The organism is Sandarakinorhabdus glacialis, assembly GCF_014643455.1.
Classification (GTDB): domain Bacteria; phylum Pseudomonadota; class Alphaproteobacteria; order Sphingomonadales; family Sphingomonadaceae; genus Sandarakinorhabdus; species Sandarakinorhabdus glacialis.
On record NZ_BMJM01000002.1, the window covers coordinates 57581 to 84182 of the forward strand.

General features: G+C 67.5%; 32 protein-coding genes and 1 pseudogene. 14 read left to right on the top strand and 19 right to left on the bottom strand.

Features of this window, described 5'->3' with window-relative positions; all coding sequences use genetic code 11:
- Positions 1 to 32: 32 nt before the first annotated feature.
- The 4 genes from IEW98_RS03190 to IEW98_RS16700 all read right to left on the bottom strand — a co-directional run bounded on the left by IEW98_RS03190 (position 33) and on the right by IEW98_RS16700 (position 2664).
- Positions 33 to 2030, bottom strand: a complete 1998-nt coding sequence (locus tag IEW98_RS03190) for a hypothetical protein (protein WP_188761499.1) — start codon at positions 2028 to 2030, stop codon at positions 33 to 35.
- Between the two features lie 198 nt (positions 2031 to 2228).
- Complete coding sequence (locus IEW98_RS03195) at positions 2229 to 2366, bottom strand: hypothetical protein (RefSeq protein ID WP_188761500.1); 138 nt, start codon at positions 2364 to 2366, stop codon at positions 2229 to 2231.
- A gap of 26 nt (positions 2367 to 2392) precedes the next feature.
- Positions 2393 to 2515, bottom strand: coding sequence for a hypothetical protein (locus tag IEW98_RS16695; protein ID WP_279380335.1), 123 nt, complete (start codon positions 2513 to 2515; stop codon positions 2393 to 2395).
- A 26-nt stretch (positions 2516 to 2541) separates the two neighbouring features.
- Positions 2542 to 2664 carry a hypothetical protein gene (locus tag IEW98_RS16700; RefSeq protein WP_279380336.1) on the bottom strand — a complete coding sequence of 41 codons (123 nt, stop codon included), beginning with the start codon at positions 2662 to 2664 and terminating at the stop codon, positions 2542 to 2544.
- Between the two features lie 297 nt (positions 2665 to 2961).
- Between IEW98_RS16700 and IEW98_RS03200 the strand changes: the two genes are divergently transcribed.
- The 11 genes and pseudogenes from IEW98_RS03200 (at position 2962) to IEW98_RS03250 (ending at position 11628) form a co-directional block, all read left to right on the top strand.
- Positions 2962 to 3408, top strand: coding sequence for a UrcA family protein (locus IEW98_RS03200; protein ID WP_188761501.1), 447 nt, complete (start codon positions 2962 to 2964; stop codon positions 3406 to 3408).
- Positions 3409 to 3514: 106 nt separating this feature from the next.
- Positions 3515 to 4633 (top strand): DNA polymerase IV, encoded by a 1119-nt coding sequence (gene dinB / locus IEW98_RS03205; RefSeq protein ID WP_188761502.1) that lies wholly within the window; start codon positions 3515 to 3517, stop codon positions 4631 to 4633.
- An 82-nt stretch (positions 4634 to 4715) separates the two neighbouring features.
- Complete coding sequence (locus IEW98_RS03210; RefSeq protein WP_188761503.1) at positions 4716 to 5390, top strand: alpha/beta hydrolase; 675 nt, start codon at positions 4716 to 4718, stop codon at positions 5388 to 5390.
- An 89-nt stretch (positions 5391 to 5479) separates the two neighbouring features.
- On the top strand, positions 5480 to 5740 hold the full coding sequence (locus IEW98_RS03215) for a hypothetical protein (RefSeq protein WP_188761504.1): 261 nt from the start codon (positions 5480 to 5482) through the stop codon (positions 5738 to 5740).
- A gap of 41 nt (positions 5741 to 5781) precedes the next feature.
- A pseudogene (locus IEW98_RS16885) lies at positions 5782 to 5901 on the top strand (hypothetical protein); the annotation flags it as partial.
- Between the two features lie 359 nt (positions 5902 to 6260).
- A complete protein-coding gene (locus tag IEW98_RS03225; RefSeq protein WP_207792493.1) occupies positions 6261 to 7901 on the top strand; it encodes a hybrid sensor histidine kinase/response regulator in 1641 nt (546 codons plus the stop codon).
- Between the two features lie 28 nt (positions 7902 to 7929).
- Positions 7930 to 8433: a response regulator gene (locus IEW98_RS03230; protein ID WP_207792494.1), complete on the top strand. Its 504-nt coding sequence runs from the start codon at positions 7930 to 7932 to the stop codon at positions 8431 to 8433.
- 124 nt (positions 8434 to 8557) lie between these two features.
- Positions 8558 to 9202 carry a PepSY-associated TM helix domain-containing protein gene (locus IEW98_RS03235; protein WP_188761505.1) on the top strand — a complete coding sequence of 215 codons (645 nt, stop codon included), beginning with the start codon at positions 8558 to 8560 and terminating at the stop codon, positions 9200 to 9202.
- Positions 9203 to 9210: 8 nt separating this feature from the next.
- Positions 9211 to 9732 (top strand): DUF2271 domain-containing protein, encoded by a 522-nt coding sequence (locus IEW98_RS03240; RefSeq protein ID WP_188761506.1) that lies wholly within the window; start codon positions 9211 to 9213, stop codon positions 9730 to 9732.
- Positions 9733 to 9742: 10 nt separating this feature from the next.
- Positions 9743 to 10636 (top strand): DUF4198 domain-containing protein, encoded by an 894-nt coding sequence (locus IEW98_RS03245; RefSeq protein ID WP_188761507.1) that lies wholly within the window; start codon positions 9743 to 9745, stop codon positions 10634 to 10636.
- Between the two features lie 101 nt (positions 10637 to 10737).
- A complete protein-coding gene (locus IEW98_RS03250) occupies positions 10738 to 11628 on the top strand; it encodes an FAD:protein FMN transferase (RefSeq protein ID WP_188761792.1) in 891 nt (296 codons plus the stop codon).
- 3 nt (positions 11629 to 11631) lie between these two features.
- On the opposite strand, the gene IEW98_RS03255 is transcribed toward IEW98_RS03250, so the two are convergent.
- Positions 11632 to 12147 (bottom strand): hypothetical protein, encoded by a 516-nt coding sequence (locus IEW98_RS03255; protein WP_188761508.1) that lies wholly within the window; start codon positions 12145 to 12147, stop codon positions 11632 to 11634.
- Between the two features lie 88 nt (positions 12148 to 12235).
- Between IEW98_RS03255 and IEW98_RS03260 the strand changes: the two genes are divergently transcribed.
- The gene (locus IEW98_RS03260) at positions 12236 to 12742 is read left to right on the top strand and encodes a hypothetical protein (protein ID WP_188761509.1); all 507 of its coding nucleotides are present in this window, start codon (positions 12236 to 12238) and stop codon (positions 12740 to 12742) included.
- Here IEW98_RS03260 and IEW98_RS03265 read toward each other — a convergent pair whose 3' ends face one another.
- On the bottom strand, positions 12743 to 13225 hold the full coding sequence (locus IEW98_RS03265) for a hypothetical protein (protein WP_188761510.1): 483 nt from the start codon (positions 13223 to 13225) through the stop codon (positions 12743 to 12745).
- A complete protein-coding gene (locus IEW98_RS03270) occupies positions 13222 to 13782 on the bottom strand; it encodes a HupE/UreJ family protein (protein ID WP_243450530.1) in 561 nt (186 codons plus the stop codon). Before IEW98_RS03270 ends, IEW98_RS03265 begins: the two co-directional genes overlap by 4 nt.
- Before the next feature lie 69 nt (positions 13783 to 13851).
- Between IEW98_RS03270 and IEW98_RS03275 the strand changes: the two genes are divergently transcribed.
- Positions 13852 to 14655: a DUF4198 domain-containing protein gene (locus IEW98_RS03275; protein WP_188761512.1), complete on the top strand. Its 804-nt coding sequence runs from the start codon at positions 13852 to 13854 to the stop codon at positions 14653 to 14655.
- On the opposite strand, the gene nikR is transcribed toward IEW98_RS03275, so the two are convergent.
- The gene (nikR, locus tag IEW98_RS03280) at positions 14652 to 15125 is read right to left on the bottom strand and encodes a nickel-responsive transcriptional regulator NikR (RefSeq protein ID WP_188761513.1); all 474 of its coding nucleotides are present in this window, start codon (positions 15123 to 15125) and stop codon (positions 14652 to 14654) included. The genes IEW98_RS03275 and nikR overlap by 4 nt on opposite strands.
- A gap of 150 nt (positions 15126 to 15275) precedes the next feature.
- On the opposite strand from nikR, the gene IEW98_RS03285 reads away from it, so the two are divergent.
- Positions 15276 to 17324, top strand: coding sequence for a TonB-dependent receptor (locus tag IEW98_RS03285; RefSeq protein ID WP_188761514.1), 2049 nt, complete (start codon positions 15276 to 15278; stop codon positions 17322 to 17324).
- Here IEW98_RS03285 and IEW98_RS03290 read toward each other — a convergent pair whose 3' ends face one another.
- Genes IEW98_RS03290 through IEW98_RS03340 form a run of 11 tightly spaced genes read right to left on the bottom strand, consistent with a single transcriptional unit; the run spans position 17325 to position 26598 of the window.
- Entirely contained in the window at positions 17325 to 18083 is a 759-nt protein-coding gene (locus IEW98_RS03290) for a class I SAM-dependent methyltransferase (protein WP_188761515.1), read from the bottom strand.
- A 50-nt stretch (positions 18084 to 18133) separates the two neighbouring features.
- Entirely contained in the window at positions 18134 to 19132 is a 999-nt protein-coding gene (gene virB11, locus IEW98_RS03295) for a P-type DNA transfer ATPase VirB11 (RefSeq protein WP_188761516.1), read from the bottom strand.
- Positions 19129 to 20256 carry a TrbI/VirB10 family protein gene (locus IEW98_RS03300; protein ID WP_188761517.1) on the bottom strand — a complete coding sequence of 376 codons (1128 nt, stop codon included), beginning with the start codon at positions 20254 to 20256 and terminating at the stop codon, positions 19129 to 19131. Before IEW98_RS03300 ends, virB11 begins: the two co-directional genes overlap by 4 nt.
- A complete protein-coding gene (locus tag IEW98_RS03305) occupies positions 20253 to 20960 on the bottom strand; it encodes a TrbG/VirB9 family P-type conjugative transfer protein (RefSeq protein WP_188761518.1) in 708 nt (235 codons plus the stop codon). The genes IEW98_RS03300 and IEW98_RS03305 overlap by 4 nt, the downstream gene beginning before the upstream one ends.
- Positions 20957 to 21628 carry a VirB8 family type IV secretion system protein gene (locus IEW98_RS03310; protein WP_188761519.1) on the bottom strand — a complete coding sequence of 224 codons (672 nt, stop codon included), beginning with the start codon at positions 21626 to 21628 and terminating at the stop codon, positions 20957 to 20959. The genes IEW98_RS03305 and IEW98_RS03310 overlap by 4 nt, the downstream gene beginning before the upstream one ends.
- Positions 21625 to 22788: a TrbL/VirB6 family protein gene (locus IEW98_RS03315; RefSeq protein WP_188761520.1), complete on the bottom strand. Its 1164-nt coding sequence runs from the start codon at positions 22786 to 22788 to the stop codon at positions 21625 to 21627. Before IEW98_RS03315 ends, IEW98_RS03310 begins: the two co-directional genes overlap by 4 nt.
- On the bottom strand, positions 22785 to 25151 hold the full coding sequence (locus IEW98_RS03320) for a VirB4 family type IV secretion/conjugal transfer ATPase (RefSeq protein WP_188761521.1): 2367 nt from the start codon (positions 25149 to 25151) through the stop codon (positions 22785 to 22787). The genes IEW98_RS03315 and IEW98_RS03320 overlap by 4 nt, the downstream gene beginning before the upstream one ends.
- Positions 25135 to 25404, bottom strand: a complete 270-nt coding sequence (locus tag IEW98_RS03325) for a VirB3 family type IV secretion system protein (protein ID WP_188761522.1) — start codon at positions 25402 to 25404, stop codon at positions 25135 to 25137. Before IEW98_RS03325 ends, IEW98_RS03320 begins: the two co-directional genes overlap by 17 nt.
- A gap of 2 nt (positions 25405 to 25406) precedes the next feature.
- Positions 25407 to 25703, bottom strand: a complete 297-nt coding sequence (locus tag IEW98_RS03330) for a TrbC/VirB2 family type IV secretion system protein (RefSeq protein WP_188761523.1) — start codon at positions 25701 to 25703, stop codon at positions 25407 to 25409.
- Positions 25700 to 26338, bottom strand: a complete 639-nt coding sequence (locus IEW98_RS03335; RefSeq protein WP_243450531.1) for a lytic transglycosylase domain-containing protein — start codon at positions 26336 to 26338, stop codon at positions 25700 to 25702. Before IEW98_RS03335 ends, IEW98_RS03330 begins: the two co-directional genes overlap by 4 nt.
- 5 nt (positions 26339 to 26343) lie before the next feature.
- A complete protein-coding gene (locus IEW98_RS03340; protein ID WP_188761524.1) occupies positions 26344 to 26598 on the bottom strand; it encodes a hypothetical protein in 255 nt (84 codons plus the stop codon).
- Between the last annotated feature and the right edge of the window lie 4 nt (positions 26599 to 26602).

Sequence of the window (26602 nt, forward strand, 5' to 3'; positions counted from 1 at the left end):
GGCTATCTTAAGGAGTAGGCCGGTTGTGCCGGTTATTCGGTGGTGACCGTGTCCCGGCGTACAGGGCGAACGGTGTCATCCGCGAGCAGCGCGAACGCGGCGCGCAACTGCTTGCGCTGGTCGGCACTGCGAAAGAACCACAGACCCATTTCGGGCCCGCCGAGCGCCTGGAACTCGGCCCATGCGGTCAGCGCCTCGTCACGCCGGCCGGCGCGTGCCAGGCTGGCGACGCGCACGGCATGGGCCGGCACATAGCCCGGGCGCACGCGGATCGCTTCGGCCTGAACGATCGCGGCCTCATCAAAACGGCCGAGGAAAAACAGGCAGTTGCCCATGCCCGATAGCTGGAACGGGCGATAAACCGAGCGTGGGTTAAGGCGCAGTGCCTTTTCGAAGCGTTCGAGCCCGCGCGATGGATTGCCGGTTTCGACGTCGACCCAGCCGCCCCAGAAGACGCTGTGGACATGCTCGGGATTGATGGCGATGGCGCGTTCGACGAGGTCGCGCGCTTCGGCCAAATTGCCGCCGATGTTCATCAGCATGCCAGCGGTGTTGACCAGCACGGTCTGGTCGTCGGGGCTGAGCTGGACGGCGGCTTCGCCCAGTGCGCGGGCGCGAGCCGCGGTGGCCTCGAGGTCGTCGGTCCAGTGGTTGACCCGCAGCGCGCCGTGGCAGAACGCTGCGACCGATGCCGCCCAGCCATAGCGCGGGTCGATTTCGAAAGCGCGTTCGGCGGCGTCGCGGCCGGCCTCGATCGAGGCGCGCGAATATTGGTTGAGCAGCGCCGAGGCGCGCATGGTCAGGTCATAGGCGTCGGCATGGGTTGCCGGCCGGGCCTCGGCGCGGCGCATCTCGGCGTCGGTGATAGTCGAATCGATGGCGCTGGCGACGGCGTTGGCGACGCGGTCCTGCAGGTCGAAGACGTCGAACACGTCGCCGTCGAAGCGTTCGGCCCAGATCTGCTCGCCGGTCGCCGCCTCGATGACCTTGACCGAGATGCGGACCTTGTCGCCGGCCTTGCGGACGCTGCCTTCGAGGAGATAGCGCACGCCGAGCTCGCGGCCGATCTGCTGTGACGTCTTGATGGTGCTGCGATAGGTCAGGCTGGATTGGCCGGCGATGACGAACAGCGACGAGAATCGCGACAGGACGATGCTGATTTCCTCGACCATGCCGTCGGCGAAAACGTCCTGGACGACGCCGCTGGTGAGGTCGGCGAACGGCAGCACGGCGATCGACGGCTTGTGGGGCAGGGCGAATTCGGCGCTGGTGGCCAGCGCGACGGCGCTGCTTGTGATCCCGGCAAGGGTGGCGGCGGGGGCATAGTCGATTGCGGCGCGCAGGGCCGGCCCGGCGGGGCCGTCACCGTCTCGGGCCAATTCGTCCTCGAACGTGCGGAGGCGCTTGCGGGCGGCGGCGACCGCGTTGCGCGCCATCTCGCAGGCGATGGCGGCGGCGGCCACGGCTTCGTCGCGCGGATCGCGCACCAGCCAGGCGTCGGCGACGGCGAGTGCTGCGGTAATATCGCCGGCGGCGCGCGCGGTTTCGATATGGCGCAGCACGCCGGCGGCAAAGCGCGCCTCGTGCGCCGCCCGGCAGCCGCGCAGCCAGTCGTCGAAGGCCTCGCCGAATTCGAGTCCGTCGAGCAAAGGTTCGGCACCGATCGCCGCGAGCGCCGGCGCCAGTTCTGCGGCGTCCTGCCCGGCGAGGGCGCGTTCGAGCACATGCAGGTCGCTGTCGATGGCATCGCCTTCGAGCGACACCCATTCACGATCGGCGGCGAGGCTGTCCCCCATCGCCGCGCGCAATTCGACAAGGCATTGCCGCAAGCTGGCACGCGCCTGAGCGTCGCCGCGGTCGGGCCAGAAAAAGCCGGTCATGCGCTCCCGGCTGGCGCGATGCGGCCTGACCATTGCAAGATAACCGACCATGCCGCGGGCCCGGCGCCCAATGTTGAGCGCCGTGTCACCGACGAAAAGACCGGGGCTGCCGAACAGGCGCAGTGAGACGTTTTGCGGGGTGGTGAGCATTCGCGCTCCATGTTGCCACGAACGCCGGGGATTGCCTTGCAGCGCGCCCCGGTCACGCACTAGTGACGCTATCGCAAGGCTGTTCCCCCGGCAAGACACCATGACAGGACCATTCCGGATAGCGGAAAAGGCGCCGACCTGGTTAATCACCGGCGCGGCGCCTATTTTTTTGCATTTCGCTGTCCGTCCCGCCCGGCATCACGCAAACCGGGGCGTATCGGCCAAGGCGACCACGACGAGGCCGCTGCCGGGCTGGCCGCCGAGGTCGATCGTGGCGGCGCTGATCGAGGCGAAGCTGAACAGGATGGCGGCGGCGGCGGCGATGAAGGTCTGCATGGCGGGTCTCCTTGAATGGATTGGGTTCAGGCGAAGGTTGCGGAAGCGGTGGTCACACCGGCGACGGTGGCATCGACATCGACGGTAGCGGCACCGATCGACATGAGGCTGAGCGAGAAGGCGGCGACGAGGCTGAGAATGGTCTGCATGACGGGTCTCCTTGAGTGAATTGGGTTCAGGCGAAGGTTGCGGAAGCGGTGGTCGCGCCGGCGACGGTGGCGTCGACATCGACGGTGGCGGCACCGATCGAGACGAAGCTGAGCGAAAAGGCGGCGATAAGGCTGAGAATGGTCTTCATGGCGGGTCTCCTGGTGGGCGGCCTGGGGAACCATTTCCCGGTTGCCGATGACCCCTTCTACCCAGGCCCCGTGAAGCCAGGCGTCGGCGCCGCGTGAAGCGCGCGCTATTGGGCGTGAAAAAAACGGGCCCGATGAAAATAGTTTGCGATCGCCGGATCGGCGCGAGAAATTCCGTGGCCCCAGATCCGCGCCAGCTCGCGGCAGGCCTTATATAATGGGGCCTGTCCGGACGGGCCGCGCAGCCATTTTTTTTCACGAACAATTAGCGCGGGATTGACGCTTTTCCGCCGCCTCCTTTGACGCTTGCCGACCAGAAGAGGGCATCCGGTTTTCGCCGGTTCGCCCTGGCACCCTGCCACGGCGGTTTGAAAACGGAGGAACTCGCCATGACCATTTCCTTGCTCAAGACGATGAAGCTGCTGCCGTTCGCGATGCTTGCAGTCACTGCGCTCGAGCCCGCCGCTGCCTGGCCCGTCGAGGGCGGCGCGCCATCGGCCGAGCGCGTCGAGACACGCGTCGTCTATGGTGATCTCGACCTGACGTCGCCGGCCGGCCAGGCCACCTTCGTGCAGCGGATCAAGACTGGCGTTCGCAAGGTCTGCAGCCCGAGCACGACCGAACTGGTCGCGATGTCGCAGGCCAGCCGCTGCCGTCAGGACGCCTTTGACGGCGCCATGAATCAGCAACGGCAGATCATCGCCAACGCTGAAAATCAGCGCCGCCAGCAACTTGCCGCGCGCTGAACCCGAAGTCTCGTCAGCGGGAAACGCCCCTGGAACACCAGTTCCGGGGGCGTTTTTCGTATGAGCGGTGTCCGGGGCGGCGCTTCACCCGCGCATCAGCCATGCTATGAAGCCAAGTGGCGCAGGTCCGCGCCGACGCAGACGAAGGCCGGTGGTCATCCGCAAGATCATCCATATCGACATGGACGCGTTCTACGCCTCGGTCGAACAGCGCGATGACCCGGCGCTGCGCGGGCGTCCGGTCGCGGTCGGGTCGTCGCAGGCGCGCGGCGTCGTCGTGGCGGCAAGTTACGAGGCCCGCAAGTTCGGGGTGCGATCGGCGATGGCGTCAGTGACGGCGCTGCGGCGGTGCCCGGGCCTGGTGTTCGTCCCGCCGCGCTTCGATGTGTACCGCGCCGTTTCCGAGCAGATCCGCGCCATCTTTGCCGATTATACCGAGCTTGTGGAGCCGCTGTCGCTCGACGAGGCGTATCTGGACGTGACCGACGACCGCAAAGGCATCGGCTCGGCGACCGCGATCGCCGCGGAAATCCGCCAGCGTATTCGCAAGACGACGCAGCTGACCGCGTCGGCGGGGGTGTCGTACAACAAGTTCATCGCCAAGCTGGCGTCGGACCAGAACAAGCCCGACGGCCTGTGCGTCATCAGGCCGGCGCAGGGGCCGGCGTTCGTCGCCGGCCTTCCGGTCAAGCGTTTTCACGGCGTCGGCCCGGTTACCGCCGCAAGGATGGAACGGCTCGGCATCCTGACCGGCGCCGACCTGAAGGCGCGCAGCCTCGACAAATTGACCGGCTGGTTCGGCAGCAGCGCCGGCTATTTTCACCGCGCCGCCCATGGTGACGACGACCGCCCGGTGCGCAGCGACCGTCCGCTGAAGTCGGTCGGTGCCGAGCGGACGTTCGACCGCGACCTGACCGGCGATGCCGAACTGCTGGCGGCGCTCGAGCCGGTCATCGACGCCGCTTGGCGCCGGATCGAGCGCAGCGGCGCGGCCGGGCGCACGCTGACGCTGAAGGTCAAGTTCGCCGATTTCCGGATCATGAGCCGGTCGCAGAGCGCCGCCCAGCCGCTGCGCACCGAGGCCGAGATCGGCGAGGCAGGGCGGTCGCTGCTCCGGGCGATCCTGCCGGCCGAAAACGGCATCCGGCTGCTCGGGCTCACCCTGTCGAACCTCGATTCGGGCAAGCCCGGTGACGATCCCCAACCCGGCTTCCTGGGCCTTTAGCCGCTGCCGCCGATTTCCGCTGGCCTGCCATCGGCCCCACCGCCTATCAACGCCCGCGCAACTCCAACCGAGTAATCTATCGATGTCGAAGATCGTCAATGGTGCCAGCCTGCAACCGCTGTCGGGCGCCAAGCCGAAACAGATTGTGCTGCTGCTGCACGGCTATGGCTCCAATGGTGCCGACCTGATCTCGCTGGCGCCGCACTGGCAGCAGGCAATTCCCGACGCGCTGTTCCTCGCGCCGAACGCACCGCAGAACAGCGGCAATGGCGGCGGTTATCAATGGTGGCCGCTGCATGGCCTGTCGCCGCAGGCACTTGCGACTGGTGCCGTGCAGGCAGCGCCGGCGGTCGACGCCTTCATCGATCGGAAGCTGGCGCAATATGGCCTGACCGAGGCCGAGCTGGCGATCGTCGGGTTCAGCCAGGGCACCATGATGGCGCTGCACATCGCGCTGCGCCGCAAGGCCGCGGTTGCCGCCATCGTCGGTTATTCGGGAATGCTGATCGGCACTGCCGGGCTGGCGTCGCAGGATTATCCCAGGCCGCCGGTGCTGCTGGTCCATGGCTCGGCCGACCCCGTCGTGCCGGTGTCGGCGCTGCACGCCGCCAAGGCCGATCTCCTCAAGCTGGGCATCGAGGCCGAGACGCATGTCAGCACGGGACTGGGCCATAGCGTCGATCCGATCGGGCTTCGGCTCGGCGCCGATTTTATTGCCAAGGGTTTCAATCACGTCGTCGCGGCGGCGGAAAAATAGTGCCGTCGCGCCGGGCGGGGTGATCGCAGGCGGTTGGACTCGTCGCGGCTTCTGCTGCAGACGAGGGTTATCGAGCGGGCAAGGAAGACATGGTATCGCTGCCTCATAAAGCTTCGGATGGCCTCGAATTCCTGATCGATGGCGGTAGCGTCGGCGCGTCGATGCGGGCGCATGACTGGTCGGGTACGGCGCTCGGCCATCCGCGCAACTGGCCGCAATCTTTGAAAACGGCCGTCGGCCTCATGCTCGCCAACGGCCATGCCATGTGCCTGGTCTGGGGTCCCGAATCGACCGTCCTCTATAGCGACACTTACATACACGTGCTCGTGCCCGGCATCCGGCGGCGCTAGGCGCGCCGATTGCCGATGTCTGGTCCGGTGTCTGGCCCGACATCGCGCCGCTCGTCGACCGGGCCCTGGCGGGCGAAACCGTCAAGCTCGACGACCTGCACCTGGTGATGACGCGCAATAGCTATCCCGAGGACACCTGGTGGTCGTTCTCGTACAGCCCGCTGCGCGACGAAAGCGGCGCCATCGCCGGCATGATCGACATCTGCATCGATACGACCGCCAAGATGGTTGCCGAGCGGCGCGAGCAGGAGGAACGCGAGCGCCAGCACATCCTGTTCCAGCAAATGCCGGGCTTCGTCGCGGTTCTCCATGGCTCGCGGCATGTCTTCGACTATGTCAACAAGGCCTATGTCGAGCTGACCGGACCGCGAAATTTCCTTGGGCGCAGCGTGCGCGAGGTTTTCCGGAGCTCGAAGGGCAGGGCTTCAACGAGAGGCTCGACGCGGTCTATGCCACCGGCAGGACGCTGTCGCTCAAGGCGATACCGGTCCGCCTCGGGGACGAGCCCGAGGACAGGTTTGTGGATTTGCTGTCCCAGCCGATCCGGCATGAAAAAGGCCATGTCAGCGGCATCTTCGTCGGGGGCCATGACGTCAGCGAGCATGTCCGCAGCGAAAAAGCCCGGATCTTTACAGAAGCCCGAGTCGATGCCCTCAACTCCGACATCGAGCGGCAGGTCGTCGAGCGCGCCGACGATCGCAACCTGGTGTGGAAGATCAGCCCCGACCTGATGGGCGTGCTGCGCGCCGATGGGCATTTCGAGACGACGAACCCCGCCTGGCACGCGGTCCTCGGCTGGACGGAAACCGAAGTCGTCTCGATGTCGATCTTCGAGATGCTGCACCCCGAGGATGCGCCACGCACGCGTGGTGGCTTCGAAGCGATCCTGACCGGCGCGACGGTGACCCAATTCGAAAACCGCTATCGCTGCAAGGACGGCGGTTATCGTTTGCTGTCGTGGATCGGCGTGCCCGAGGCCGGCAAGATCTATTGCATCGGCCGCGACATCACCGCGGAACGCGAGGCGGCGTCCAGGCTGGCGCTGGCCGAGGAGGCGCTGCGCCAGTCGCAAAAGCTCGAGGCGCTGGGCCAGCTGACCGGCGGTGTTGCCCATGATTTCAACGATCTGCTGATGCCGATCATGGGCCGCCTCGACATGTTGCTGCGGCGCGGCATCGGCGATGCGCGCGAGCGCCGGCTGATGGAGGGCGCGCTGCAATCCGCCGAGCGCGCGCGGACGCTGGTCCAGCGGCTGCTGGCCTTTGCCCGCCGCCAGCCGCTGCAGACGATCAATGTCGATGTGCCGGCGTTGATCACCGGCATGGCCGACCTTATCGCAAGCACCACGGGGCCGCAGATCCGCGTCGTCGTCGACATCGCCGCGGACGTGCCGGCGGCGCTCGCCCATGCGAACCAGCTCGAGATGGCGTTGCTCAACCTCAGCCTCAATGCTCGCGACGCCATGGCGGATGGCGGCACCTTGCGTATCACCGTTGGTGCCGACACCGTTGCGGAGGGGCACAGGACGCAGTTGCCCAGCGGAAATTATGTGCGCATCGGCGTGGCGGATACCGGCAGCGGCATGGATGCCGAGACGCTGGCACGCGCCGTCGAGCCATTTTATTCGACCAAGGGCATCGGCAAGGGCACCGGCCTCGGGCTGTCGATGGTCCATGGCCTGTTGTCGCAACTGGGCGGCGCGATGACGTTGTCGAGCGAGGCCGGGCAGGGCACCAATATCGAACTATGGTTGCCGACCGGCGCTGCGGATCATGCGCCGGTTGCGCCCGGCAACCGCCACACCGCGATCGCGCAGCGCTTCGGCCGCATCCTGCTGGTCGACGACGAGCCGCTGGTCCGCGCCAGCGCCGCCGAAATGCTGCTCGACATGGGCTATGAGGTCGTCGAGGCCGAGGCCGAGTCCGCCGAAGCCGGGCTGCAGCTTGTCGAGGACGGGCTGTCGTTCGTTGTCCTTGTCACCGATCACCTGATGGCCGGCATGACCGATGTCGAGCTGGCGCGCCGGCTGCAGGAAAGCCTGCCGGATATCCGTGTGCTGATCGTGTCGGGATATGCCGAGGCTGAGGGCATCGCCGCCGACCTGCCGCGGTTGACCAAGCCGTTCCGCCAGGCCGAACTGGCGGCGATGTTGCTCGGCTGAGCGCCGCAAAAAGGCCATCGGGAACCAATTGGGTCACCAGACGTTGCCGGTCGGACTTGATGATGACGCCCAGGGAAATCCGTTGACCGATCAGGAGCGCGTGTCGAGCGGGACAGCGGGCATCTCGGCTCTGGGCCTGGCCCAGCTACGCAAGCGCATCCTTGTCGTCGAGGACGAGGCGGTGATCGCGATGCTGATCGAGGACATGCTCGATGACCTGGGCATCGTTTGTGTTGGTCCCGCCGGGTCGATCGCCGAGGCCCAGCGCCTGATCGCCACCGAAGTCTTCGACGCGGCGCTGCTCGATGTCCATCTGCACGGCACCGATAGTTCGCCCGTCGCCGAGACCTTGACCAGGATTGGACTGCCGTTCGCCTTCGCCACGGGTCACATGCTGGTAGAAAAAGCCGACTTTCCGTCGGTTCCTGTCCTGCACAAGCCCTTCGACCTGGCCACCCTTGCCAAAGTTGTCGACGGCCTGCTGACGTTGCCAGGCGCTGCAGTGACCACGATCGATGGCGTGTCGGCCTGATCGCTACGCCGCACTAACGAACTGCCGGCGAATCCAGGCCTGTCGATTGCAATTGCGAATCGTTCGCGTTACTACGGGGAACGATCGTCAGCAGCGATCGCCTCTGGGGTAAAAAGCCGTTTCAATGTCAGCCAAGACTGCCCCGACCGGCAAGCCTCGAATTCCCAAGAAAAACCTGTTGCTCAAGCAGTTGCACACCTGGCACTGGATGAGCTCGGCGGTCGCCATGATCGGGCTGCTGCTGTTCGCCATCACCGGCATTACGCTCAACCACGCCAGCGAGATCGAGGGCAAGCCGGTAGTGACGCCGGCAAGCGCAGTGATGCCGGCGTCGTTGCGGCGTCTTCTGGCACCCGCAGGCGGGGCGGATACGAAGAAAACCTTGCCGCCGGAAGTCGCCGACTGGCTGGCGAGCACGCTCGGGGAGAACGCCGCCGGGACTGCGGAATGGTCGGCGTCCGAGGTCTATTTGCCGCTGCCCCGGCCCGGCGGCGACGGCTGGATCGCCATCGACCGGACCAGCGGCGCCGTCACCAGCGAAACCACCAGCCGGGGTTGGATCTCCTACCTCAACGACCTCCACAAGGGCCGAAACACCGGCACGGCGTGGAAATGGTTCATCGACATTTTTGCCGTCGCCTGCGTCGTCTTTGCAGCGACCGGCTTTTTCCTCCTGCAGCTTCACTCGGGGCGGCGGCCGTCGACATGGCCGCTGGTTTTTGCCGGGCTCGCCATCCCGGTGATCATCGCCGTCATCTTCATCCACTAAGGACTGCCATGCACTCCCGGAACCGCCTGATCCTGTCGAGCAGCGTTGCGCTCGGCATCGCCGTGACTCCCGCCAGCGCCGAGACACTCGACCTCGGCATTGCCATCCCGCGGCTGACGGTGGCCGAATATCACCGCCCCTATGTAGCGATCTGGCTCGAGCAGCCCGGCGCGGCACCGCGCGCGCTGTCGGTTTGGTACGACCATGACATGAAGGACAACGAGGGCACCAAGTGGCTGGCCGATGTCCGGCAATTCTGGCGCGCCGCCGGCCGGTCGATGAAGTTCCCGTCCGACGGCGTCACCGGCGCCACCCGCGCACCCGGCGACCAGAAGATCAGCTTCACCGCCGGCACCGGCCCGATGCCGAAACTGGCGCCCGGCGAATACACCATCCTCGTTGAGGCGGCGCGCGAAGTCGGCGGCCGCGAGGTCGTCCGGTTGCCGTTCTCGTGGCCGCCCAAGCCCGGCATCGTCAGGGCCGCCGGGACCACCGAACTCGGTGCCGTCAGCCTCAGTATCAAGAAATAGGAGTTCGAACATGACCAGCCGCATTTCGCATCGTCTCGCCCTGCTCGCCGCCGGCGCCCTCATGGTCGCCACGCCCGCGCTCGCCCATCGCCAGTGGATGCTGCCGTCGGCAACGATCCTGTCGGGCGACGACGCCTGGGTGACGGTCGACGCCGCCGTTTCGAATGACCTGTTCTATTTCGATCACCAGCCGATGGGGACGACCGGCATCAGGGCGACTGCGCCCGATGGCAGCGAGACGAAAATCGAGAACGCCGCCACCGGCCGGTATCGCAGCACCTTCGACGTCCACCTGCTTCAGAAGGGCACCTACAGGATCGAGAATTCCTCAAACGGCGTGATGGGCAGTTACAAATTGGGCGGCGAGGAAAAGCGCCTGCCGCGCGGCACCACTAGTGAAAACCTGAAGGATGCCATCCCCGCCGGCGCCACCGATGTCCGCACCAGCGAAGCCAGCAACCGCAACGAGATCTATGTCACCGTCGGCGCGCCGACGACGACCGTGTTCAAGCCGAGCGGCAAGGGCATCGAGCTGGTCCCCGTCACCCATCCAAACGACCTCGTCGCCGGTGAAGCCGCGACCTTCCAGTTCCTGCTCGACGGCAAGCCCGCCGCCAATTTGGGCGTGACCGTCATCCCCGGCGGCAACCGCTATCGCGGCGTGCTCGGCCAGATGGACCTGAAGACCGATGCGCAGGGCAAGGTCAGCGTCACCTGGCCGTCGGCGGGCATGTACTGGGTCAACGCCAGTGTCGGCGGCGGCCGCGAGGGCGGACCTCCGGGTGGTCCAGGTGGTCCCGGAGCAGGTGCGGGTGCAGCACCACCAGCCGCGCGGCCGATGCCGACCGGCCCGCAGCCGCGCCGTGCCAACTATGTCACCACGCTCGAAGTCCTCGCTCCCTGACGCCAGTGCCGGTCCGGGTCGCGATCCCCGTCCTGCTGTCGCCCGGGGCTTTGCGGCCCCGGGGGCAGGGGGACGAAATCATTGTCATGACCGGGCGCACCATGGGCACGACCTGGACGGTGCGTGCCGTCCTGCCCGCCCGCGCCCCCGCCCCCACCGATGCCGCCGCCGTCCAGCGCCGCATCGAAGCGGTTCTTGCCGGCGTCGTTGCCGAGATGAGCAACTGGGAGCCCGGCTCGGACATCAGCCGGTTCAATCGCGAGCCCACTTGGACGTGGCACACGCTGCCCGTCGGCTTCATGGCCGTGCTTCGCGCGGGGCTCGATATCGCCGCCCGCAGCGGCGGTGCTTTCGACCCGGCCATCGGCAACATCGTCGATCATTGGGGTTTCGGTCCCGAAGGCCAAGCCGGCAGCGGCGCGATCGTCGCCGACGCCTGGCAAAGCATCGAGATCGATGGCGAGCGCGCCCGCCGCACCGCCGACGTCGCTCTCGATTTCTCCGGCATCGCCAAGGGTCATGGCGTCGATGCCGTTGCGGCCGCGCTGACTGCGCAGGGTATCGCCGACTTCCTGATCGAGGTTGGCGGCGAGCTTCGCGGTGAAGGCTTGAAGTCCGATGGCCAGCCGTGGTGGGTCGACCTCGAGGGCGTGCCTGGCCTTGCAGTTCCCCCCACCCGTGTTGCATTGTTCGGCCTGTCGATCGCGACGTCGGGCGACTATCGCCGCTTTCGCATGCGGTCGGGCCGGCGCGACAGCCACAGCATCGACCCGCGCACCGGCACGCCGATCCGCAACGGCGTCGCGTCGGTCAGCGTGCTGCACCCCAGCGCCATGCTCGCCGATGCCTGGGCAACCGCGCTGACCGTGCTGGGGCAGGGCGAGGGCATGGCGCTGGCGACGCGCGAGAACCTTGCCGCCGTGATGGTGACGCGCACCCCGGACGGTGCGACCGAAGCCCAGTCTCCGGCCTTCACCGCCATGCTCGGCTAGGCGCTACGGCCCGGTAAAACGGACTGGTCGCAGCGTGATCCCGGCGGCAATCAAATCCTCGCCGAGCCGTTCGGCACCATGCGCCAGCGCATCGACTGCACCAGGTCCCACCATTTCACCGAGCAGCGAATGGACAAAGGCGAAATCGCCGCGCGGCGCGCCGGCGATGATCGCCAGCATGCGGACCTCGTCGGGGCTGGGGCAGCAATGCGTCGGCGCGCCGACGGCAATCTGCCGGGTCGCGGCGTCGGCCAACAGCGTCAACCAGTCGCCGAGCGCCGCATAGGCCGTTGACGACAACACGATCCCGGAGGGTTCAGAGCCGCTCTCGGCTGCCCGATGGCCGAACAGCCTGCCGGTCGGCGGGCCGCCCGTGCCGTGAATGACGATGTGCCGGATCAGCGCCACCGTCAGCCGCTCGTCGGGCGCGAGCGCCTTGCAACTTGGCCCGGGGACCGGCGGCCGCGCGGCATTTGCGACACTATCGGCAGGCCGCGCCGGAGTGATTCTACTGTTCATCTGTCGTCCTTGTCTGCGAACCGTTCGCAATAATGACCCAAGACTATTGCGAGTCAATCGCAATTCTGCGACAAGCCTCCTGGCAATCATGACGGGGATCGAAAATGCCAAAATCCGCCGGATCATCGATATGAACGCGTTCACCGCCATCGAAACGCATGTCGCCAGCCTTGGCATCGCCGAGCGCAGCCTGGTTCGCATGATGCGCTTCTGGGTGGCGCAGCGCCGGCGCGGCGAACATTTTCTGCCCGAATTTGTCGCCTTCGCCGAAGCCTGCCGCCTCGATGGCCATGCCGCGGTGGCGATCGACAGCATGCTCAGTCTGACCGAATCCTGCCTCGCGCGCGCGCTGATGGCCGGGGACGACGACGGCCAGCGTGTCGGTTTCGACGAGCACGCCGTATTGGCGCTGGTCGACCAGGGCCGCTTCGTCGGCGGCGCCCGCACGCCGCGCAATATTCCTCACGGCCTGCCGGGCGTCCTCGCCTGGGCGACGGTGGCGGTTCGCCGCGCCTTCAGCCAGGCCGGGCTCGACCTGATCGACGCCGATCGCCGAATCATGGCCTGCCCGTTCGGCGCCGCTACCGCCGGATAATTACTCCATATGGTCGGGCGCATAGCCGGGGGTCGCCACCATCGGCAGCGCGGCGACAAGGATCGCCACGGCAATCAGCCAGCTCGCCAGCACCTTGATCGCCAACCCGCCGCGATGGGCGACGACCCAGCCGGCCGGGAAGGCCAGCAGCGCGATCGGCAAGGCGCGCAACAGGTCGCGGTCGCTGCCGGAAATTGCCGTCACCGCACCCGCCCAGATGCCGGTATTGGCAGCGAGCAGCATCGCCGGCACGAGCAGGCCGACCTCCCGGCGATGCACGGCCAGCGCGGCGACGACCACGCTCGCCCAGACGCCGGCGAAGATCGCTTCGTGCCACGCCGCCGGAAACGAGATGCGGCTAGCCACCGCCGCCGCGACCAGCAGCGCCAGCAACGCCGGCAGCCGCACCCGCACCGGCGCGAACGCCAGCGCAAAGGCCAATGCCGCGCACAGCAATGCCGGCGGCCAGAAGCCACCCCTCACAGTGCTTGCCCCAGGAACCACAGTCCGCACGCGGCGATCAGCGCACCCGCGCCGCGGACGATGACCGTGCCGCCTGGGCGGTCCTTGACCATGCCGACCCCGATGCCGGCGACGTGGAGGAGCCCCGTCGCCAGCACGAACCCGAGGCTGTAGCCGATTGGATCGGCCGCCGAGGGCAACTCGGTGCCATGGGCATAGCCGTGGAAAATCGCGAACACCGCGACGATGGCGCAAGCCAGCCAGACCGGCGGCCGCACCGCCCCGGCAATCATCGCGCCGAGCACCAGCACCGAGAGCGCGATGCCGAGTTCGACCGGCGGCAGCGGCACGCCGGCAATGCCCAGCGCGCCGCCGATCGCCATGACGGCGGGAAAGATCACCGGCAGCAGCACGATCAGCGGCCGCCCGAGGAACGCGCCCCACAGCCCCACCGCGACCATCGCCAGCATATGATCGAAGCCCGAGAACGGATGCGTGAACCCCGCCGCCAGCCCGCCGGGCAGGCCGGTGCCCGAATGCGCCGCCGCCGGTGATGCCATGATCAAAACCGAAAGCACCGCTGGCGCGTATAGCAATGCGGGCCACCTGCCGCGCCCGCTGCCGGGAGTTCGTGGATGCGCGCTGTGATGATCTTGATTGCTGCGCTCTCCACAGCGCCCGTCGCCGCGCCCGCCGCCGCGCATGATTTCTGGATCCAGCCCGATCGCTTTTCGGCGAGCGTCGGGGAAGCGATGCCCTTTACCCTGCTTGTCGGCCACGGCACCGCCCGCCAGCGCTGGGGCGTGCCTAACGATCGCGTCGTGCGTTTCGCCGACATCACTGCCGCCGGCAGCACCGATCGCCGCGGTGTCCTCCACACCGAGACCGGCGACAACGACGGCAGCCTGCCGATGACAGCGCCGGGAACTCACATGATCGTCATGGAATCTGGCCCGGCGCTCAGTGAGCTGCCGGCGATACGCTTCAACGATTACCTCAAGGTCGAGGGGCTGGCTACCGCCATCGCCGAGCGCGCCCGCACCGGCAAGACCGGCGCCGCGGGGCGCGAATTCTACAGCCGCCGCGCCAAGACGCTGATCCAGGTCGGTGCCGGCACGACGGCCCAGGTTACGCGGCCGACGGGTCTCAAGCTTGAAATCGTGCCGCAAAGGAACCCCTATGACCTGAAGCCGGGCGAAGCGCTGCCCGTGACTATCCTATACGACGGGCGGCCGCTTTCGGGTGCGACGGTAAAGCTCAACAATCTCGATTTCGACGCCCGACCGATCGAGGAAAAGCTCAGCAACGCCGCGGGCCAGGCATCCTTCCGCGTCCCGCTGCGCGGCCACTGGCAGCTCAACGTGATCTGGACGCGCCCTACATCGAACCCCAAGGCCGACTTTGAAACGGTCTTCTCGAGCCTCAGCTTCGGTTTCGACAAGCCGCGCTAGCCCCGGTGCGGCGTGGCATGTTCATGCCCGTGATGATGGTGCGAATGCGGCTCGTCGTGGGCGTCGTTAGGCGCCACGATCACCAGGTTCACCGCCCCGAAACGCACGCCGCGCTCGGCCGATATCGCATCCGCCAGCGCCCGTACCGGACCCGTCGGCCCCCTCAGGATGATCGTTTCGAGCGATGAATCATGATCGAGGATGACATGCGTCGTCGCGACCACCAGGTCGTGATGCGCGTGCTGCAGCTCGAGCAGCCGCTGCGCCAGCGACCGCACCCGGTAGTCATAGACATACGACAGGTTCGCCACGCAATGCGTCCCCGCCTCGCTGTCGTGCCGCGCCGCGTCGACCGTCCGCCGAACGATGTCGCGCACCGCCTCCGACCGGCTGGCATAGCCGCGCTCCTGCTGCAGCGCGTCGAATGCCGCCGCCAGATTGTCGTCGAGCGGTATGGTCAGCCGCTGCATGATGTCCCTCCGTTCGTGCCCATCATCGGCATTATCGACGCTTAGTCAAAGCCCCTGCATCCGCCGCCGCTGCCGGTCCGTAAGTGAATTGACGTATGCAAAACATCTGAGGACTGCATACGACTGGGGCGACGTTCAAGGGGCCTGCCAATGTTCTCGAAACGCCATCACCGGTTATGCCGCACTCTCGTCCCGCTGCGGTTGTTCGGCGCCGCGACACCAGCATTTGCGGATGAAGCAGTCGCCGCCGATGACCCTCTGATCACCGTTTTCGGCCGCGCCGACAACCTTATCGGAATCGCCGCCGCTGCATCCGAAGGCCATGTCGGCCGCGCAGACATCGATACCCGCCCCATCCAGCGCGTCGGCGAGCTCCTCGAAGTCATCCCCGGGCTGATCGCCACCCAGCATTCGGGCGGCGGCAAGGCCAACCAGTATTTCCTGCGCGGTTTCAACCTCGACCATGGCACGGATTTCGCCGGCTTTTTCGACGGCGTGCCGCTCAACTATCGCAGCCACGGCCACGGCCAAGGCTATCTCGACCTCAATTTCATCATCCCCGAGACCATTGAATACATCGACTATTCCAAGGGCTCCTACCGCGCCGACCTGGGCGATTTCGCCACCGCCGGCGCCGGCAAGTTCCGCACCTATGACACGCTGCCGACGACGGTCTCGATCGAGACGGGCAGCGGCACCTATCTGCGCGGTGTCGCCGCGGGATCGACGAAAATCGGCGACGGCACTGCTCTGCTGGCGCTCGAAGCCCGTCACGACGATGGCCGCTACGACCTGACCGACGACCTTAATCTGTTCAGCGGCTTCGGCAAATACACGGTGCCCTTGGGAGACGGCGTGCTGCGCACCAGCATCTCGGCCTATCATGTGAAATTCGCGTCATCCGAGCAGGTCCCGCAGCGTGCCATCGACAGTGCCACCATCGGCCGCCTCGGCTTTCTCGACAGCGACCTTGGCGGCGAAACCACCCGCATCGGCGTCATCTCGAACTGGACGCAGGATGGCGATACGCCGCTGACCGTCCTCGCCTACGCCCATTACTACAGGTTCAACCTGTTCTCGAACTTCACCTATTTGCTCGATGAGCCCATCAACGGCGACGAATTCGAGCAAGCCGATCGCCGCACGGTCATCGGCGGCCGCGTCGACAAGCGCTTCAAGACCGGCCCGGTCGAATTCCTCATCGGCACCGAAGGCCGCTACGACTTCATCCCGGAGGTCGGCCTGTACCGCACCGCCGCGCGCCAGCGACTTTCGACCGTCCGCGAGGATGACGTCAAGCAAGGCTCGGCGGCGCTGTTCGCCGAAGCCACGCTGCGCCCCGCCGAGAATTTGCGCGTCATACTCGGCGCGCGCGGCGACCTGTACCGGTTCAATGTCCGCTCCGATCTCGCCGTCAATTCGGGCTCCGACACCGCCGCGATCTTCAGCCCGAAGGCGACGATCGCCTGGACCCCCGTGGAACAGGTCGAACTCTACGCCAACTACGGCCGCGGTTTCCATTCCAACGACGCCCGCGGCACCGCCATCAACATCGACCCGAACAGCGGCGACGCCGCCGAGCGCGTCGTCCCGCTGGTCGCCGCCACCGGCTACGAGGTCGGCGCCCGCCTCAGGCCTGTCTCCGGCATGTCGATCACCGCCACCGCCTGGCGGCTCAACCTCGAATCGGAGCTATTATTCGTCGGCGACGGCGGCACCACCGAGCCGCAAGGCCCGTCGAACCGCCACGGTGTCGAACTGGCCGCCTTCTACCAGCCGGCGCCGTGGCTGACTCTCGACGCCGAATATACCTGGTCGCAAGGCCGGCTGACCGACTTGCCGCGCGGTGCCGACCGCATCCCCGGCGCCATCGAGCGCGTCATCGCCGGCGGCATCGTCGTCCAGTCGGGCGGCTTCACCGGCTCGCTGCGGCTCCGCCATTTCGGCAGCGTCGCGCTGATCGTGGACAACAGCGTCCGCTCGCGCCCGACCTCCGTCGTCAACAGCCGGCTGGCCTATCGCTTCGGCCGCTACGAGATCGCCGCAACCATCCTCAACCTGCTCCAGTCGAGGGACGCCGAGATCAACTATTTCTACGCCTCGCGCCTGCCCGGCGAGCCCGACAGCGGCATCGAGGACATTCACCTCAAGCCGGTCGAGCCCCGCCAGCTACGCATCGCCGGAACGATGCGCTTCTGATCAGGCGGGTTTTCGAAACCGCATCACGAAGCGGTCCGTCTTGCCCTTCAGCGCCGGGTCGAACACCGTTTTGGAATGGTCGTCGCCGGCTACCTTGAGCAGGTCGCTCTCGGCCTCGAGCTTGAACCCGGCGCGCGCAAAGTCGGCCTTGACCACCGCCGGATCGATCCGGTGCAGCTTGTCGACGACGGCGCGAGTATCGCCGCCGGGGCTTGCCGCATGGTCGACGACGCCGACGATACCGCCGGGCTTGGTTGCCGTGTAGAGCCGCTTCAGGAACGCCGCGGGATCCATTCTGGGAAATCTATACTTGTCGCTCGCCCAATAAAGGTCGTGATAAACCAGGTGCATGAGCGTAAAATCCACGCTGTTGGGCGGCGGCGCGAAATCGCCCGGCATCGCCTCCACCAGCTTCACATTGGGCACGCGCCCGGTCAGCGCGGCAAATTCGGCGCGCGATTTAGCGTCGGCGAACACCACCGGCTCGAGCGCCGCAACAGTCCCCTTGCTGCCGATCGCATTGCCGATGATCTCGGCATAATAGCCGCTGCCGGTCATCACATCGAGCACCCGGTCGCCGCGCTTCAGCCCGAGAAACTTGAGCACCTCGACCGGCTTGCGGCTGTCATCGAGCGCGCTGGCACTCGCCGGCCGGTCGGTCATCGCCACTGCCGTCACGATGCCCGGCGGCGATCCCGCCGGCGGCTCGGCAGACGCTGCCGAACCCAGCAAAAATGCCGCGATAACAAGGATGCGCATAAGATCGTCCCCTCCAATTTTCTGCAATTTTAACAGTACGCCGGCAAAACTCAAACCTGCCGGTCCGCCCCGACAAACTCGACGGTCGTCACAAGCCGCGTCCCGCCATCGCGTCCGAGCTGGACGAATACGTCGACGGTATTGCGCACATAATCGACAAGTTCGGCGCGGCGCAGTTCGGTACCGCCCATCATCGCCATCAGCGCCAGCTGCTCGATCGCCCCCTGCGGCGAACTGGCATGAACCGTCGTTACCGACCCCGGATGCCCGGTGCCGACGGCGCGCAGCCAACTCAGTGCTTCGGGGCCGCGGACTTCGCCCATGATGATCCGGTCTGGGCGCAGGCGCAGCGACGCCTCGAGCAGGTCGGCGGTCGTCACTGCTGCCTCGCCCAGGCGCCCGCGTACCGCCACCAGCCCGACGGCGTTGGCGTGGTGTAGCTGAATTTCGGGCGTATCCTCGATCAGCACCAGGCGTTCGCCGGCGGGTGCCTCGCGCAGCAAGGCATTAAGAAACGTCGTCTTGCCGGTGCCGGTGGCGCCGGCGACGACAATGGTCTTGCGGGCGCGCACGGCGGCCTGGAGGAACCCCAGGGTATCGCCGGTGGCGAGCTGTGCCGCCAGTTCGCGGTCGATCGCGGCGCGCGACAATGCTGCCTCGCCGACGCGCGCGAACGCGCCGGCATCGCCATAATCGGAGAGCCGCAAATCCGGCACATTATGCTTGCGTATCGCGGCGATGACGTTGCCGCGGGTGGCGGGCGGCGCGCAGATCTGCACCCGCGCGCCATCGGGCAGGGTCGCCGCCAGCAGCGGATGCTCGCGGCTGATGCCCTGGTCGGCGGCGGCGGCGACCTGCCGGGCCAAGCGCCACAATGCCGCATCGGTCAGGTCGGGAACGTCGTGGCGCTCGGTGGCACCGCCGGTTTCGATCCACACTTCGCCAGGGCGGTTGACGAGCAAGTCAGTGACGTCGTCGCGCGCCAGGAACGGGGCCAGCGGCGCGAGGAACGCATCGAGATAGACGCGGGCGGCGGGGCTTGCGTTCACCGGGACGCGACCGGGCCGACGCTGGTGAAATCCAGGTCCTGCGCGACGAAAATTCGCACCAGTGCGCCCTGCTTGGTGGTGATCGTCGGCGGGATATCGAGGTCGGCGGCGGCTTGTTGCGCCAGCGCCGAGGCCTCGCCCGCCGTCCCAACGACCACCGTGCCGCCGCCGCCGCTGACCGACGCCGCGGCGATGTTGAGCCCGCCGGTCAGCACTGACAACAGGATCGCGCCGCCATAGCGCTGGAGGAAATGCCGGTTGACCTTGCCCGCGACGCCGCCGCGCCCGATCTCGTCGATTGCCGGCGAGGACAGCGTCACCGTCACGCCGTCAGGGCGGATCAGCCGCGTCCAGATGATGAATACCCGCGACGCGCCGCGGGCGACGCCCGACTGGTACTGGCCGATGATCCGGCTTCCGGCGGGGATCAGCACCGCCGAGCCGTCGAAGCTGAGCACGTCGCGCTGGACGATGGCGCGCGCGAACCCCGGCAGGTCCGAGTTGAGCGCAGTTTCCATCACCGCGCCGATGATCGCGCCCTGCGGCACCAGCCGGTCGAGCCCGGTCATCCGCTGTGCCTGCGAAACCTCCACGCGCTCGGCGCCGATGCGCGCCGAAAACCGCTCGGCATTGTTGAGCGCCGCGTTCGCCGCAGGAGGCGGTGCAACCCCGCCCGGCAGGTCCGGCAACGGCGCCGCAGCAGCCGAGGCGCTGGACTGCGCGAGATCGACGATCAGGGCAGGGGCTCGCAACCGGGCCTCGGCCCGCTCGCGCGCGCCATTGTCGACGAACACCGGCGGCCGCGAAATCGGCGCCGCAATATACGGCGCGGCCGGTGCCGGCTGAAACGGCGGCTGCACATAGGCGACCGGCGGCGAACCCGCGGGCGGCAACGGCAACGGCTGCACCGCCGTAACCCCGCCCGCCCCGACTGGTGGCAGCGCCGCCGCCAGCGCAACCTGGTCGGCGCGCGCCTCGGACAACCACAGGAACACCCCGGCACCGCCGACGAGCATCAGCGCGCCGACACCGAGCTTGGACAGCGGTTTGGGAGCCCGCGCGATCGACGGTCGCTTGACCGGGACTGGCGTTTCCGTGGTCATCGCGGCGCCGTCGCGGGTCATAGTGGGGCCGTCGCGGCGACGCTGATCGTCGCCATCTGCTTGCCGCTGCGCAAGGTGAAACGCGGCGCCGTCTGCTGGACGACCGTCACCCGTCCGCGCGTCGCCGTATTGACCAGGCTCTCGTCCTTGCCCGGCCCGCCGGCAAAGATCGCCGGCACCGGCACGCTGTCCGGAAACTCGAAAAACGTCATCTGGCCATCGTCCCAGACCCGCGCCGGCAGCAAATTCGCCGCGCCCTTGCGCTCATAGGCATAGTTCAGCACCCGCGGCGGCGGCAGCGGCGCTTCCTCGATCGCTGCGACGATGGGCTGCGGATAGGCAAAGCGAACCACCCACGGCGTCGTCGTCTTGCGCGCGCCCACATCGAGCGAGAACACATAGCGCCGCCGGTCGGTGATCACCGTCATGTTGGTCGCCGCATTCCTGGCCAGCGGTTTCAGGAAGATGTTCCGCGCGCGCTTGCTCGGCGTCACCTGCCACGCCAGCGCATCGCCGATCGACACCGTCTCGATCCGTTCATCGGGTCCGAATTCGAGCATGATTTGCCAGCCCATCGCACCAACGAGCTGCACGACCTGGTCGTCGTCATGGAGGATCGTCTGGATATGCGCGTCGCGATACCCCGGCACCGGCGGCGCGGCCGCGGTCAGCAGAAACAGCGCGGCCGGGAACAGCGCGGCCTGAAACAACACACGGGCGATCATCGCGGCAGTCCCTCGGTATCGCGGCGATAACGCGTCACCTGAAATCCCAGTGGATTGTCGAACCGATCCTCCATCCGCAGCGGCGCATTGGCGAAGCCGAAACTGATGGCCGCGACATGCGATTGCAGGCCGGGCATGCCGCCATCCAGCCCCGACCGCCGCGTGTCGAAACGCACCATCGCCGTCCCTGGCGCGATCAGCGACACGCTCTTGATATCGACCGCAACGGTATCGCCGCGACCCAGCGTTCGCAGCGGGCTCGCCGGATTCGCCGCCGCCATCGCCGCCACATAAGTCCGCGCGACCGGCGGCGCCGACAGCCGCTGCACCTGCGCATATTGCACCCGCAAATCGGTCTCGTCGAAGGTCTCGCGCGCCCGCACATACCCTGCCAATTGCGCCTGGATGACGGCTTCGTTCTGCGTCAGCCGGCCCTCCTGCAGCGTCGTCGCGATCTGCACCGCGCCCGACTGCCGATCGACGGTGACGACATAAGGCACGGTGGTTTTCAGCGGCAACAGCACCGCCAGCGCGATCGCCAGCACGGCCGCGACGCCGCCCGCACTGCCGGCAACGATCCACGCCAGCTTTGTCTGCCGTGCCGCCGCCGCGACCCGGTCATCGGCCCAGGTCCGCGCCGCCGCATAATAAGTGTCGCGCTCGCTCACTGGTCACGCCTTTGCGCGGCACGCGTCCGGCGCGGCGCACGGCTGAGGGCAGGGCGGGTCCCCGCCTGCATCGGCATGATCACCGGCCCAGAGGCAATCCCTGTCCGCGACGATCGTTCGAGCGATTGCACCAGCGCCGTCGCCATCGGTCGCGACCCGCCACTCCGCCCGGCTGCCTCGCGCCGCGTCGCCGCCGCCAGTGCCTCGGCAACGGCGCGCGGAGCGGCAGGCGCCGCTATACTGGTGCTCGATTGGTTGTTCGTCATCGTTGCAGATACGTCCGACACCGGCGAAACGCTGCGCCGCGGCAAGCGAATTCCGCCGGCAATCCGGCTTCCCGCCGCCGCACCGGCCAGCATCGCCGCCGCAAACACCAGCGCCACCAGCCCAATCGGCGTCACCGAGGCCGCTGCATAAACGCCCGCCGCCTGCTCGGCGAGCAATCGCGCCACCAGCGGCAGCAGGATCGCCGTCTCGATCGTTACCAGCGTCAACACGAACAGCGGCACCAGCGCGGCGGCGACCATGGCGCGCAGCCATCCCTCCGCCATGCCGCGCGTCGCATCGAACAGCAGGAACCCCGCCATCAACGGCGCGATCGCCAGCATGATCGCCAGCACCAGACGTGCCGTTACCAGCAGGCCGACCGTCGACAGCGTCAGCACGAACGCCGAAACCGTCAACGTCATCGACGACGCCGCCGGGCCGCCAACCAGCGGCGACGCGATCCCGGCGCGGGTGCGAAACCCGACGCTCGCCGCCTCGATCCGGTCGAGCACCGCCTGCACCCCGAGCAGCGGATCGATCGTCGCCGCCCCGATGAGCAACTCGCCGGCAATCCGCGTCGGCGCCCGAGCCAGCGTGTCGTAAGCGAGCGTCTGCCACGTCGCCCATGACGTCGCGATCGCCAGCACGATGCCGATCCGCACCACCAGCCCGATCGAATCCGACAAGACGCCGCGCCCAAGCAGCAACCGATAACCGAATATCGCCACGGCAATCACCAGCAGTCCCGACAGCGCCGCCGACGCAGGGCCACCGGGCGCCGCGAGCGCTGCGTAACCGCGCTCGACGAGCCCGAACGCCTGGCAATCAGTATCCGCAAGCAGGCGCGCTGCCAGCCCAGGCACTGCCGGCGGGGTGCAAAAAAGCGGGTTCATGCCGCTGCCAGCAGGCGCGGCAACCACGCCGCCGGCGCATCGCCGACCTCGGCACGGATCGCATCGAGCAGCCGCACGGTGCGCTCGCGTCCCGAGAGCACCGTCAGCAACTCAGGCTCCGACGCGAGGTTCAACCGCACGACGACGCTGTCGCTGCCATGCTTGACGAGGAAGGCCCGCGCCGTTTCGGGGATCGTCCGCACCAGCTCGAACTCATGCGCGGTCAGCCCGAAACCGTCCATGTAATCGCTCGCCTGCGCCGACGCGTTGGCCATGAAAATCTGCGTGCCGGCCTGCTCGATGATCGCCGACGCGATCCGGCTGTCGAGCGCATCCGACGCCGATTGCGTCGCGAAACCGATGATGCCGCCGCGCTTGCGGATGGTCTTCTCCCAGTCGCGGATGCGCGCCACGAAGACCTCGTCGTCCAGTGCCTTCCAGCCCTCGTCGACGACGATCAGCGTCGGCCGGCCGTCCAACCGCTCCTCGACGCGGTGGAACAGGTACAGCATCGCCGCCGATCGCAGCGCCGGGATATCGAGGATCGCCGTCATGTCGAACCCGATCGTGTCGGCCCCCAGGTCGAGCTCGTCGGCGGCGTTGTCGAACAGCCAGGCATGCTCGCCGTCCGAATGCCACGGCGCCAGCCGCGCCGCGATATCGCTGCTCGACGCCCGTCCGCGGCCGCGAAACAGCTCGGCGATATAGCGCAGCCGGCGATGCTCGGGCGGCCCCGCGTACGATGCATCGACAGCATCGGCGATCCACGCCAGCTCCTCGGTCGTCGGCGCGGCACTGTCGCCGGTCGCCAGCCGCGCCAGCCATTGGCCGAGGAACAGCCGGTTTGCGGCATTGTCGGGCAGCGCCAGCGGGTTCAACCGCGTCGGCTCGCCCGGTCGCAAGCTGTCGTACACCCCGCCGATCGCGCGCAGGAAAATCTCGGCGCCCCGGTCCTTGTCGAAAAACACGATCCGCGGATCGAACCGCCGCGCCTGCGCCAGCAGGAACCCCAGCACCACCGTCTTGCCCGAACCAGATGGCCCGATAATGGTAAAATTACCCAAATCACCGCGGTGGAAATTGAAAAAATACGGCCCCGCCGAGGTCGTCTCGAACAGCGTCACTGCCGAGCCCCAATGATTGCCCGATGGCTGCCCGACCGGGAAATTGTGCGCGCTCGCAAACCCGGCGAAATTCGCCGATGAGACCAGCGCCCGCCGCGCGATATACGCGAAATTGCCCGGAAACTGCGCCCAATAGGCCGCCTCGAGCCCCAGCTCCTCGCGCACCGCGGCAAAGCCCGCCTCCGCCAGCAGCGCCTGCGCCTCGCCCAAATTCTGGTCCAACTCCGCCAGGCTCGCCGCCTTCAGCATGACCGTCAGATGATGCTCGCCGAACGCCGCCCGCCCCGCCGCAACATCGTCCTTGGCCTGCGCCAATTCCGTCCGCAGCGACACCGCCGCATCGTCCGCCGACCGCATCCGCCGCAGCGCCAGGTCCATCCGCTCGAGCCCCGGCCCGCGATCGACGACCGCGAAACTCTGCGTCACGGTCATCTCGAACGGCAGCCGGTACAGGTCGTCGAACATGCCCGCACCGGTCTGCGCCGGGTAATCCTTGACCGACAGCATCGCCGCGAATTCCACCGGCTCACCATCGACCGCGCCAAGCTCGATCGCATCGGCGCCGAAGCTCAGCCGCCGCCGCGCAAGCGCATGGCCAAGGTCGCCGACCGGCAACAACACCGGCGCCGTCGTGCCGTTGACCAGCATCGCCAGGAATTCCGCCGAACGCGACGCCAGCCCGCTCGGCAAATCATACGCCGACAGCAATTCCGGCCCATAGGGATCGAGCGCCGCCAGCAACGTCTCGCGCGCCTGGTTGAGCAACCGGATCTCGGCACTCGTCTCGCGCGGCGGCGGCGACCCGGCACCGAACACCCGCAGCAATCGTTCGGCCATCCCGGCACGCCCCGCCAGCGGCCGGATCACCAACGTCAAATACAGGTCGTTCACATAAAGCCGCCGGTCGGCGAGCCGCGACCGCCACGCCGCATCCAGCGCCGCGCTGAACGGATCGCCGAACTCGCCCGCCAGTTCCGCCGTCACCGCCCGGCGCACGACATGATGGACCAGCGCGAACCGCGACGACGCCACCGCCTGCAGCATCGCGTCGCGCGCCGCCTTGCGCGCTTCCAGTTGCACAGCGTCGATCGTCTCGAAAGCCAGGCCGGCCAGCCGCACGACCTGTATCGCGCAGCCATCGCGCGTCAAAATCGTGAAATCATCGACCTGCGCCGCGTACGGCAGATGGTCGCCGATCGCCGCCTCATGCGCCGCGGCGGCGCTACGGGCGGTACGCATTGGCACCCCACAAGCGCCGGTTGCGCACGCGCGGCGTGCGCCGCAACCGCGTCATCCACAGCGCCATGACGTGCGGATCGCGCAGATGCGCCGCATAGCCCAGCCCATGGACGACCAGCGGCGGCAGCAGCGCAAACACGCTCTTGGTGACGAGAAACAGCTCGGCGGCAAGAATGCCGTTAAGCACGAAAAACGGATACGTCACGCCCGCCACCATTTGCGGCCGGGCAAGCGCGCGGAACAGCGGGTCCATGCTCAGCCGCCCGCGACCGAGCGAATGCCGCCGACGATCGACGCCGCGCCGAACAGCACGAACAACCCGACGACGACCGTCGCGCCATAACGCCAGTTGATCCGCCCCGTCAGCATCATGAAGCCGATCGCCGCCACCGCGATCACCGCCACCGCCGTCGCGACATTACCCAGCAGCGTCCCCTGCAACCAGCTTACCGCGCCCAGGATCGGTCCCGAGCCCGCAGGATCGGGCGCCGCATATTGCGCCAGCGCAGGCCCCGCCCAAATCAGCGCGGCAAGTGGAAAGTAGCGCTTCATAGGGCAGGGACCTCGATAAAGGATAGCAGAGGCGTAACGGCTGACGGGCTGCCTGGCTCCCGCCCGAGCAGCATCGCCTCCGGCCGCCAGCGCGCCATGATCGAGGCGACATAGGCGCGCGTCTCGCGGAACGGCGGCACCCCGCCGAACCGCGCCACCGCGCCCGGCCCGGCGTTGTACGCTGCCAGCGCCAGCGGCACGCTGCCGAAGCGATCGAGCTGCCGCCGCAAATACAGCGCACCGCCGCGCAGATTGTCGTCGGGGTCCCGCGGATCGACGCCCATCGCCGCCGCGGTCCCAGGCATCAGCTGCATCACCCCGAGTGCGCCTTTCGGGCTCACCGCCGCCGCCCGCCCGCGCGATTCCTGCCAGGCCACCGCCCTCAACAAGGACGGCGACAAGCCATGTCGCACTGCCTGAGCATCGATCCGCACCTCCAGCGGAGCCGATGCCAGTGCCGGGACGACACGCGGCGGTTCGATCGGCGCAGCGCCCGACGCGGTGAACACCATCGGCCCATCAAAGTGTGTCACCACGCCATCATCGCCGATTTCGATGACCTGCGCCGTCGCCGGTGCCGACCCAAATACCGGCACCGCAAGCGCCGCCAACACCCAGATGGCAGCACGAATCACCCGGTTCAGCTGATTCGGGCAGGTTCGGTCGTCAGCGACAGCGGGATGATGTCGCCGTCGGCAGGCGTGATCGGCGTAGCGGTATCCGATGCCCGGAACGCCGTGCCGAAATTGGCGCCAAAGGCGTTTTCCTGCGGTGCCGGGGGCACCACCACCGGCGCCGGCGGCGGCGCGGCAGGGCCGGCGCCGTTGTCGCCGCAGGCGGCCAGTGTCGCCGTCGCCAGCAGCACGAACCCGATACGATAGATACGATCGTTCATGGTC

Bases quoted from the DNA above. Each gene is read 5' to 3' on its own strand.
- IEW98_RS03250 (WP_188761792.1), top strand. From the start codon at position 10,738: ATGGGCACGACCTGGACGGTGCGTGCCGTCCTGCCCGCCCGCGCCCCC.
- IEW98_RS03290 (WP_188761515.1), bottom strand. From the start codon at position 18,083: ATGCGCATCCTTGTTATCGCGGCATTTTTGCTGGGTTCGGCAGCGTCT.
- IEW98_RS03235 (WP_188761505.1), top strand. From the start codon at position 8,558: ATGTCAGCCAAGACTGCCCCGACCGGCAAGCCTCGAATTCCCAAGAAA.
- IEW98_RS03240 (WP_188761506.1), top strand. From the start codon at position 9,211: ATGCACTCCCGGAACCGCCTGATCCTGTCGAGCAGCGTTGCGCTCGGC.
- IEW98_RS16695 (WP_279380335.1), bottom strand. From the start codon at position 2,515: ATGCAGACCATTCTCAGCCTCGTCGCCGCCTTCTCGCTCAGCCTCATG.
- IEW98_RS03190 (WP_188761499.1), bottom strand. From the start codon at position 2,030: ATGCTCACCACCCCGCAAAACGTCTCACTGCGCCTGTTCGGCAGCCCC.
- IEW98_RS03215 (WP_188761504.1), top strand. From the start codon at position 5,480: ATGGTATCGCTGCCTCATAAAGCTTCGGATGGCCTCGAATTCCTGATC.
- IEW98_RS03305 (WP_188761518.1), bottom strand. From the start codon at position 20,960: ATGATCGCCCGTGTGTTGTTTCAGGCCGCGCTGTTCCCGGCCGCGCTG.
- IEW98_RS03325 (WP_188761522.1), bottom strand. From the start codon at position 25,404: ATGGACCCGCTGTTCCGCGCGCTTGCCCGGCCGCAAATGGTGGCGGGC.
- IEW98_RS03195 (WP_188761500.1), bottom strand. From the start codon at position 2,366: ATGCAGACCTTCATCGCCGCCGCCGCCGCCATCCTGTTCAGCTTCGCC.
- IEW98_RS03245 (WP_188761507.1), top strand. From the start codon at position 9,743: ATGACCAGCCGCATTTCGCATCGTCTCGCCCTGCTCGCCGCCGGCGCC.
- IEW98_RS03255 (WP_188761508.1), bottom strand. From the start codon at position 12,147: ATGAACAGTAGAATCACTCCGGCGCGGCCTGCCGATAGTGTCGCAAAT.
- IEW98_RS03340 (WP_188761524.1), bottom strand. From the start codon at position 26,598: ATGAACGATCGTATCTATCGTATCGGGTTCGTGCTGCTGGCGACGGCG.
- IEW98_RS03210 (WP_188761503.1), top strand. From the start codon at position 4,716: ATGTCGAAGATCGTCAATGGTGCCAGCCTGCAACCGCTGTCGGGCGCC.
- IEW98_RS03260 (WP_188761509.1), top strand. From the start codon at position 12,236: ATGACGGGGATCGAAAATGCCAAAATCCGCCGGATCATCGATATGAAC.
- IEW98_RS03330 (WP_188761523.1), bottom strand. From the start codon at position 25,703: ATGAAGCGCTACTTTCCACTTGCCGCGCTGATTTGGGCGGGGCCTGCG.
- IEW98_RS03315 (WP_188761520.1), bottom strand. From the start codon at position 22,788: ATGAACCCGCTTTTTTGCACCCCGCCGGCAGTGCCTGGGCTGGCAGCG.
- nikR (WP_188761513.1), bottom strand. From the start codon at position 15,125: ATGCAGCGGCTGACCATACCGCTCGACGACAATCTGGCGGCGGCATTC.
- dinB (WP_188761502.1), top strand. From the start codon at position 3,515: ATGAAGCCAAGTGGCGCAGGTCCGCGCCGACGCAGACGAAGGCCGGTG.
- IEW98_RS03300 (WP_188761517.1), bottom strand. From the start codon at position 20,256: ATGACCCGCGACGGCGCCGCGATGACCACGGAAACGCCAGTCCCGGTC.
- IEW98_RS03285 (WP_188761514.1), top strand. From the start codon at position 15,276: ATGTTCTCGAAACGCCATCACCGGTTATGCCGCACTCTCGTCCCGCTG.
- IEW98_RS16700 (WP_279380336.1), bottom strand. From the start codon at position 2,664: ATGAAGACCATTCTCAGCCTTATCGCCGCCTTTTCGCTCAGCTTCGTC.
- IEW98_RS03320 (WP_188761521.1), bottom strand. From the start codon at position 25,151: ATGCGTACCGCCCGTAGCGCCGCCGCGGCGCATGAGGCGGCGATCGGC.
- IEW98_RS03275 (WP_188761512.1), top strand. From the start codon at position 13,852: ATGATCTTGATTGCTGCGCTCTCCACAGCGCCCGTCGCCGCGCCCGCC.